Source organism: Paramesorhizobium endophyticum, assembly GCF_014640615.1.
GTDB classification, from domain to species: Bacteria; Pseudomonadota; Alphaproteobacteria; order Rhizobiales; family Rhizobiaceae; genus Paramesorhizobium; species Paramesorhizobium endophyticum.
Map to the genome: position 1 here is coordinate 327,843 of NZ_BMHH01000004.1, position 8,165 is coordinate 336,007.

Here is an 8,165-nt window from a genome sequence, read left to right on the forward strand (position 1 = left end):
ATATAAGTCGCTGGAAATTCAACAATACTCGATGGCCTAGACCGAAACGCGCCAAGCAACATATTTTAATGATGTGTTAAATATGCAACCATTCAGCGAGATGGCCGATAGATCTCCGACAAACTTTGCCACTGCTGAAGAGGTGAAGTAGGCTGCTGATGATGTATGGGTCGACTGTTGATACTTGGCTTGTCTGGGTAGGGAGATCCTTTAAACGACATGCGTTTACCAGCGGGTTCGGGTATCCCGCGTTCTGCCAGAGCGGGCGAATATTTGCGAAAGCGTCAATCAATTATTGAAGATCGAAACCGTCGTAAGGTTCACTTCGGGCAGAAGGTAATTCTTCTGGTTCGTCCATGGGCCAACGACTCGCATAAGCTCCACACGGCCATTCATGTCAGGGAGAAACACGCGGCTTGAGAATTGCCGAGAAGCGCGGATCGAACGCCCTCGTGATTGGCTCGGCAGCAGCACCTAGTGCTACGGCCCATGGGTCTGCAAGGCCCGCCTGTATGCGAGGCATATTGCGGGCACGGCGCGCCGCCAGAGACGGTAAAAGCGGCTGCATGTGATCGATCAACCGGTCGAGCAGCACCCGTGGCGCGCCGCCACACAGAATGATCGTCTGGGGATCGAACACTGTTTCGAGTAGATGCACCATCCAGCGCAGCCGCCCGGATACTTCTCGCATCCAGTTAGCCACGCGCTCGTCCGGCGCGGTCGCAGCCCGCTCGATCTTCTCGAACAATTCGGGGTCCGATGGTTCGATGCCCAATATATTGCACAGCGAGGCGAGCGAAGCCTGGTGCTCGAGCGGCTCAACAAAGGGAAGGCCTGCTGCGCCGCCGGGCGCGAGCGCCATGCCGATCTCTCCGGCATTGCCGTTGGAGCCGCTGTAGAGCTCGCCGTTTAGAATGAGCCCCGCACCGAGACCGTAGCCCAGATAGAGGCAGACGGCATGCTGAAGCCCATGCGCGCTCCCCACCAGCTTCTCCGCCGTCGCGGCGGCGGCGGCATCGTTCTGCCTCGCCACTTCAAGGCCCGTCCCGGTCGCGAGCGTTTCAAGAAGCGGATAATTCTGCCACCTCGCCATCATCCATTCATTATCGTCCTCGCCCTCGATGCCGAACGGTCCCGGCATCGCAACCCCCAAGCCGACCAGCCGCGGCTCCGTATCCGTTGCCGTTTCCGCCAATGCGGCACGGGCCTTTTCGATGAGACCGAGGATGATCGGGACGCCTTTTTCCGGGTTGCCGGCGGGAAGCTCGGCGGACATCCTCACCAGCACATCCCCCACCAGATTGACGGCGATGCAGCGGCTTACATAGCGATCGATCTGCAATCCGAGCGCATAGGCCCCCTCCGGCACGAGTTCATACGGTGTCGCCGGCTGGCCCCTGCCCTTGCGCACTGCGTCCTGGGAGCGGACCAGCCCGTCGCGCTCCAGTTCCTCTATGATATTGGAGACCGTTTGCTTCGTCAGCCGCGTGGCACGGGCGAGCTCAGCTCGCGACAGGGCGCCGTTCAGGCGCAGGGCGTCCACCATCACCCGGCGATTATGCGCGCTCGCCCCGCCCAGATTGGTGCCGCTCGTCGCCTTGATAACCCGTGCATCGTTCATTCTAGACCCTCTTGACAGCAGCTAAAACTTGCACAACAAATAAGTCAAGATAATTGACTTAAAGGGATCGGAAGAGTCCCGGGGAACGAAAGCTCTGGCCGGACGGACGAGCGTCCGCGAGGGTGAACGCTCCAACTCGGATAGCGAATTCAAAGCCAGAAACTGGAGGATGACATGCTGAAATCCATCACCGCGGCGCTTCTCGGGGCAACGCTTCTCCTCGGCGTCCAGACGGCGCCGTCTTTTGCCGAAACGACCCTTAACGCCCTCTTCATGGCCCAGGCGGCCTATAGCGAGGCCGATGTCCGTTCGATGACGGAGGCCTTTACCAAGGCCAATCCGGACATCAAGGTCAATCTTGAATTCGTGCCCTATGAGGGGCTGCACGACAAGACCGTGCTGGCGCAGGGCTCTGGCGGAGGCTACGATGTCGTGCTCTTCGACGTGATCTGGCCCGCTGAATATGCGACGAACAAGGTGCTGGTCGATGTCACCGACCGCATTACATCTGACATGAAGGAAGGCGTTCTGCCCGGTGCATGGACCACCGTCGAATATGACGGCAAGCGCTACGGCATGCCGTGGATTCTCGATACGAAATATCTCTTCTACAACAAGGAAATCCTCGAGAAGGCCGGCATTTCCGCGCCGCCCAAGACCTGGGCCGAATTGAACGAACAGGCGAAGATCATCAAGGACAAGGGTCTTCTGCAAAGCCCCATCGCCTGGAGCTGGGCGCAGGCGGAAGCGGCGATCTGTGACTACACCACGCTTGTCAGCGCCTATGGCGGCAAGTTCTTGGAGGACGGCAAGCCGGCGTTCCAGACCGATGGCGGGCTCGACGCGCTCAAATACATGGTCGACAGCTATAAATCCGGCGTCACCAATCCGAATTCCAAGGAATTCCTGGAGGAAGACGTTCGCCGGGTCTTCCAGAATGGCGAAGCGGCCTTCGCCCTCAACTGGACCTATATGTACAATCAGGCCAACGACGCGAAGCAGAGCAAGGTTGCCGGCAAGGTCGGCGTGGTTCCGGCTCCCGGCGTCGCGGGCAAGAGCGAGGTTTCGGCCGTCAACGGCTCGATGGGCCTCGGCATCACCACCACCAGCAAGCATCCGGACGAGGCGTGGAAATATATCGTCCACATGACCTCGCAGGCCACGCAGAACGCCTATGCCAAGCTGAGCCTGCCGATCTGGACGTCGTCCTATGACGATCCCGCTGTTGGCAAGGACCAGGAAGAACTGATCAAGGCGGCGAAATCAGCGCTGGCGGCGATGTATCCGCGCCCGACGACGCCGAAATACCAGGAACTCTCCGCCGCCCTGCAGCAGGGGATCCAGGAAGCGCTCCTAGGCCAATCGTCCCCGGAAGATGCGCTGAAAGCCGCGGCGGAAAATAGCGGGCTTTGATCGACTAGCGCCTATCCATCGAAGTTGCCCTCCCTTCCAACCTAGCACCCTCCCTCCCCCTTGCGGGGAGGGTGGCCCGAAGGGTCGGGTGGGGGTGGTAATGTTTACGCTACGGTCTTCGAAGCAAGCGCAGCAGTCACCACCCCCATCCGTCTGCTCCGCAGACACCTTCCCCGCAAGGGGGAAGGAAATAATCGCGACCGTCTCATTTTAGGAATAAAGGTTCCCATGTCGCAAAACTGGATCACGACCAGAGCCTGGCTCCTGATGCTGCCGCTTCTGATCGTGATGATCGGGGTCATCGGCTGGCCCCTTGCCGATACAGTCCGGCTTTCCTTCACCGATGCGAAGCTCGTCGGAACGCAAGGAAGCTTCGTCGGGGTCGAGAATTACGCGAAGCTCATCGGCAATGCCAATTTCCAGCGCGCGCTTGGAACCACCACGCTGTTCGCGGTTCTGTCGGTGACAGCGGAAATGGTGCTGGGCGTCCTTGCCGCGCTGTTGCTCAATCAGCAATTCAAAGGGCGGACCGTGCTGCGGGCGCTGATGATCCTGCCCTGGGCGCTGCCGACCGTCGTCAACGCCACCCTGTGGCGCCTGATCTACAATCCCGAATATGGCGCGCTCAATGCGCTGCTCACGCAGATCGGCCTCATCGACAGCTATCGATCCTGGCTGGGAGAGCCCGGCACGGCCATGGCCGCGTTGATTGTCGCCGATTGCTGGAAGAATTTCCCGCTGGTCGCGCTGATCGCCCTTGCCGCGCTGCAGGCGGTCCCGCGTGACATCATGGCTGCCTCGATGGTGGACGGGGCCGGCGTCTGGGCGCGTTCCCGCTTCGTCATCCTGCCCTATCTCGCCGGCCCGCTGATGGTGGCTCTGGTGCTGCGGACCATCGAGGCTTTCAAGGTCTTTGACATCATCTGGGTGATGACCCGCGGCGGGCCGGCCAACAGCACCCGCACGTTGTCGATTCTCGTCTATCAGGAAGCCTTTTCCTTCCAGCGCGCCGGTTCCGGCGCATCGCTGGCGCTGATCGTCACCCTGCTCGTGACGCTGCTCGCCCTCGCCTATGCCGCGCTCGTCCGCAAGAGCGCAGGAGTCGCCTGATGGAACGCCGCAGTCTCGCTTTCTTGATCTTCATCTACGCCTCGGCCCTGCTGCTCGCCATCGTCGTGCTCGCACCCATCCTCTGGCTCTTCATCATGAGCATCTCCTCGACGAGCGATCTCACCGCCAGGCCGCTGCATTGGTGGCCGCAGCAGATGGATTTCTCCCGGTACAAGCTCCTTCTCGCCACCGGGGATAACAGCGCCGGTGCGGCCTTCGTCTCGGCATTGCTCAACAGCCTCAAGGTCGCGGGCATGGCGACGCTCGCCGCGCTTGCGGTAGCGATCCCGGCGGCGTGGGCCGTTTCCCGCACCCCCGCGGTTGCCTGGTCGCTTCATGCCGTCATCGCCACCTATATGCTGCCGCCCGTGGCGCTCGCCGTGCCGCTTTATATGGGGCTGGCGGCGCTTGGGCTGCTCAACTCCGTTTACGGGCTGGCGCTCGTCTACCTGACCATGCTGGCGCCCTTCACCACCTGGCTCGTCAAATCGGGCATCGATACCATTCCGCGCGAAATCGAAAGTGCGGCGATGATGGATGGCGCGCGCCTCGACCAAGTGCTGAGAATCATCACGCTGCCGCTTGCCGCCCCCGTCATGGCGACAGCGGCGCTCTTCGCTTTCCTGCTGGCGTGGGATGAGTTCTTTTATGCGTTGCTTTTCACCTCCGACCAGCGCGCCAAAACGTTGACAGTGGCCATCGCCGACCTCGCCGGCGGCCGCATTTCCGATTATGGGCTGATCGCGACAGCCGGCGTCCTTGCCGCCCTGCCGCCCGTGGCGATCGGCCTCATCATGCAACGCGCCCTGATTTCCGGGCTCACGGGCGGCGGCGTCAAGGGGTAAACATGGCAATGCAGAGCACACGCCCAGCAGGATTGCTGGCGATAGACCGGGAAATGACGCGCCAGAACAGCGATGCGCTGGCATCATTTGAGACCGCTGGGGAGCCCGCCAAGGCCGTTGCCGCGTCGCTCCGGCGTACCGGCAGATTGCTACTGCTCGGCATGGGCGGCTCCCATGCGGTCGGCCGCGCTGTCGAGCCCTTTTACCGCGCGCTCGGCATAGATGCGGTAGCCCTGCCACTTTCCGAACAGCTTTATCAGCCGCTACCGTTCGAAGGCCGCACCATTCTCATCACCTCGCAATCCGGAGAAAGCGCCGAGGTGCTGCGTTTCTTCACGGAGGCAGGCATTTCGCAAGGCGACAAACCGGACGATATTTTCGGGCTGACGCTTGAAGCCGGATCGACGATCGCCAAGGTCCTGCCCTGCCTCATCGGTGCGGGCGGCACGGAACACGCCTTTGCGGCCACCCGCAGCCTGACGGTAACCTTCGCGCTCCATGCTGCCATCCTCGCTGCCCTGGGAGAAGACCAGCAGGCAACGCTTTCGATCCTGCAAAACCCGCAGGAGCCGGACATATCAGCCGCGCTCGACGCGATGCGGGATGTCGGCACCATCGTGACGTCTGGGCGCAGAATGCACGGCGTGGCGGAAGCCATTGCGCTTGGCCTCACCGAACTCTCCCGCCTGCCCTGCTATTCGCTCGAAGGCGGCCAGTTGCGCCACGGGCCGATGGAGATGCTGGGGCCGAAAGTCGGCATCATCCTCCTCCGCGCCCGCGATCTCACGTCGGAACTCGTCGCCCGCATGGCGCGCGATGCTGCCGAGGCGGGCTCGCCCGTCGTCGTTTTCGATGCCTCCGGCGAAGCTCCGGTGGAAGGCGTCGTTACCGTTTCCGCGCCGGCAGCGGGCTGCATGGCGTCGGTTTTCGCGCTTCTGCCTGCCGCGCAACGCTTCATGGTCGAATTCGCGGCCTCGCGCGTGACCGACGCCGGGACGCCGGTGCGCTCGTCCAAAATCACGAGAAGCGAATGACCGGAATGCGCCCGCTTGCCGTTGCCGGCAATGTCAATGTCGATCTCATCATGGGCCCCGCCACGCCATGGCCCAAGCCCGGAACCGAGATCATCGTCGATCATGACGAACTGCGCGTCGGCGGCGCGGCGGGTAACAGCGCCCTCGCTTGGTCGGCGCTGGGCCTCGACTACCAGATCGCCGCCAATACCGGCTCCGACCAATTCGGCGCATGGCTGCGCGAGGCTTTCGCGCCGCGCTCCGCCGCTTGGCCGGTGGCGGATGGAGGCACCACGCTGTCAGTCGGCATTACCCATCCTGGTGACGAGCGCACTTTCTTCACGACTCGCGGCCATCTCCCGGCGCTCGACTGGCCGCAGGTGCGCGGCATGCTGGATTGGGAGAGACTTCGCGGCGGCATCCTGCTTCTCTGCGGCAGCTTCCTCACCGAGGCGCTGACGGCGGATTATGACGCGCTTTATGACATGGCCGATGCGCATGGTGTGGCGGTGGCGCTCGACACCGGCTGGCCGCTCGACGGCTGGACGCAGGCGAATTGCGACGCCGCGAGGCGATGGCTGGCGCGCTCGTCCTGCCTGCTTCTCAACGAAGTGGAAGCCACCACGCTTTCGGGCGAAAACACCCCGGAAACGGCAGCGCGGACGCTTCGGGAACTTATGTCCGCCGGCGCGATTGCCGTCGTCAAATGCGGCCCACGCGGCGCGCTCGCCTTTGGAGCCGATGGCGCGCGATATCACGCCCCCGCTCCCAAAGTGGACGTGGTCGACACCATCGGCGCGGGCGATGTCTTCAATGCCGCGTTTCTCGCCGCCCACGCCCTCGGCCAGCCCTTGGCGAAGAACCTCCAATATGGCGTCGATGTCGCCTCGACAGCCGTTTCCACCCTGCCGCGCCGTTACGATGCCGGCCAAGGTTTATACATGAAGGAAGACGCCGATGAGCGCGCTTGAGCTGATCGATATCCGTAAGCGCTACGGAACGGCCGATACGCTGAAGGGCATTGATATTTCCCTCGAAAGCGGCGAGTTCCTCGTATTGCTCGGTTCCTCCGGTTGCGGGAAATCGACGCTTCTCAACATCATCGCGGGATTGGCGGAAGCGACCTCAGGCGAGGTGCGCATCGGCGGCCGCCCGGTCAATGGCGTGCATCCGAAGGATCGCGACATCGCCATGGTGTTCCAGTCCTATGCGCTTTACCCAAATCTTTCCGTCGCCCGCAATATCGGCTTCGGGCTCGAAATGCGCAAAGTCCCTCGCGCGGCACGCGAGGAAGCGGTGCGCAAGACCGCCCAGATCCTGCAGATCGAGCAGCTTCTCGACCGCAAGCCCTCCGAGCTTTCCGGCGGTCAGCGCCAGCGCGTCGCCATCGGCCGGGCGCTGGTGCGAAATCCGCAGGTTTTCCTCTTCGACGAGCCGCTTTCCAATCTCGATGCCAAATTGCGCATGGAGATGCGCACGGAGCTGAAACGCCTGCACCAGATGCTGGGCACCACCATCGTCTACGTCACACATGACCAGATCGAGGCGATGACGCTCGCCACCCGCATCGCGGTGATGCGCAATGGCCAGATCGAGCAACTGGCAACGCCGGAGGAAATCTACAACCGCCCGGCCACGCTCTATGTGGCGGAATTCGTCGGCTCGCCGCCGATGAATCTCCTCAACGCGACATTTGAGGGGAACACGCTGCTTATCGAAGGAACGGACACGCGGATAGCACTGCCCTCGCATCTGGCATCTCCCGGCAGTGTCTGCGACGTGGTGTTGGGTATTCGCCCCGAAGCGCTTGTCCCCGATACGGCTGGTGAAGGCCACACTTCGCTGGAGGCAAGAATAGACGTGGTCGAACTGACGGGCCCTGAGCGCGTGGTTTCCGGTTCGGTGGGCGAGCAGAAGTTGGTTGCCAGCCTGCCACAACAGACGGCTCTGGCAACCGGCACGCGGCAGAGGTTCAGCTTTCCTCTTGATGGCATGCATCTCTTCGACCGGAAAACAGGGAAGCGGCTTCCGATGTTATTTTGACGCTGGAGGCATTATTCTCCTCACTTTGTTAGCCCTCACCACCTGACTCTCAGCCCGACATTGCCTGACACGACATAGCTGTCGGCGAAGTGGTCGACGGTGGTTCTGGCCAGCGCTTCG

At 62.2% G+C, this 8,165-nt stretch carries 7 protein-coding genes; 6 read left to right on the top strand and 1 reads right to left on the bottom strand.

The features are described from left to right. Positions 1 to 397: 397 nt before the first annotated feature. Positions 398 to 1,621, bottom strand: coding sequence for an ROK family transcriptional regulator (locus IEX53_RS07575; RefSeq protein ID WP_188823008.1), 1,224 nt, complete (start codon positions 1,619 to 1,621; stop codon positions 398 to 400). 174 nt (positions 1,622 to 1,795) lie between these two features. Here IEX53_RS07575 and IEX53_RS07580 point away from each other — a divergent pair, with 174 nt between their 5' ends. From IEX53_RS07580 to IEX53_RS07605, 6 genes are all read left to right on the top strand, one after another. After that, complete coding sequence (locus tag IEX53_RS07580; protein WP_188823010.1) at positions 1,796 to 3,034, top strand: extracellular solute-binding protein; 1,239 nt, start codon at positions 1,796 to 1,798, stop codon at positions 3,032 to 3,034. 228 nt (positions 3,035 to 3,262) lie between these two features. Then, entirely contained in the window at positions 3,263 to 4,144 is an 882-nt protein-coding gene (locus tag IEX53_RS07585; RefSeq protein ID WP_188823012.1) for a carbohydrate ABC transporter permease, read from the top strand. Continuing rightward, a complete protein-coding gene (locus IEX53_RS07590) occupies positions 4,144 to 4,989 on the top strand; it encodes a carbohydrate ABC transporter permease (RefSeq protein ID WP_188823013.1) in 846 nt (281 codons plus the stop codon). The genes IEX53_RS07585 and IEX53_RS07590 overlap by 1 nt, the downstream gene beginning before the upstream one ends. Positions 4,990 to 4,991: 2 nt before the next feature. Next, the gene (locus tag IEX53_RS07595) at positions 4,992 to 6,023 is read left to right on the top strand and encodes an SIS domain-containing protein (protein ID WP_188823015.1); all 1,032 of its coding nucleotides are present in this window, start codon (positions 4,992 to 4,994) and stop codon (positions 6,021 to 6,023) included. A 5-nt stretch (positions 6,024 to 6,028) separates the two neighbouring features. Next, entirely contained in the window at positions 6,029 to 6,973 is a 945-nt protein-coding gene (locus IEX53_RS07600; RefSeq protein WP_188823048.1) for a carbohydrate kinase family protein, read from the top strand. After that, positions 6,960 to 8,045, top strand: coding sequence for an ABC transporter ATP-binding protein (locus IEX53_RS07605; RefSeq protein WP_188823017.1), 1,086 nt, complete (start codon positions 6,960 to 6,962; stop codon positions 8,043 to 8,045). The genes IEX53_RS07600 and IEX53_RS07605 overlap by 14 nt, the downstream gene beginning before the upstream one ends. Positions 8,046 to 8,165 lie beyond the last annotated feature (120 nt).

Bases quoted from the DNA above. Each gene is read 5' to 3' on its own strand.
- IEX53_RS07575 (WP_188823008.1), bottom strand. From the start codon at position 1,621: ATGAACGATGCACGGGTTATCAAGGCGACGAGCGGCACCAATCTGGGC.
- IEX53_RS07580 (WP_188823010.1), top strand. From the start codon at position 1,796: ATGCTGAAATCCATCACCGCGGCGCTTCTCGGGGCAACGCTTCTCCTC.
- IEX53_RS07585 (WP_188823012.1), top strand. From the start codon at position 3,263: ATGTCGCAAAACTGGATCACGACCAGAGCCTGGCTCCTGATGCTGCCG.
- IEX53_RS07590 (WP_188823013.1), top strand. From the start codon at position 4,144: ATGGAACGCCGCAGTCTCGCTTTCTTGATCTTCATCTACGCCTCGGCC.
- IEX53_RS07595 (WP_188823015.1), top strand. From the start codon at position 4,992: ATGGCAATGCAGAGCACACGCCCAGCAGGATTGCTGGCGATAGACCGG.
- IEX53_RS07600 (WP_188823048.1), top strand. From the start codon at position 6,029: ATGCGCCCGCTTGCCGTTGCCGGCAATGTCAATGTCGATCTCATCATG.
- IEX53_RS07605 (WP_188823017.1), top strand. From the start codon at position 6,960: ATGAGCGCGCTTGAGCTGATCGATATCCGTAAGCGCTACGGAACGGCC.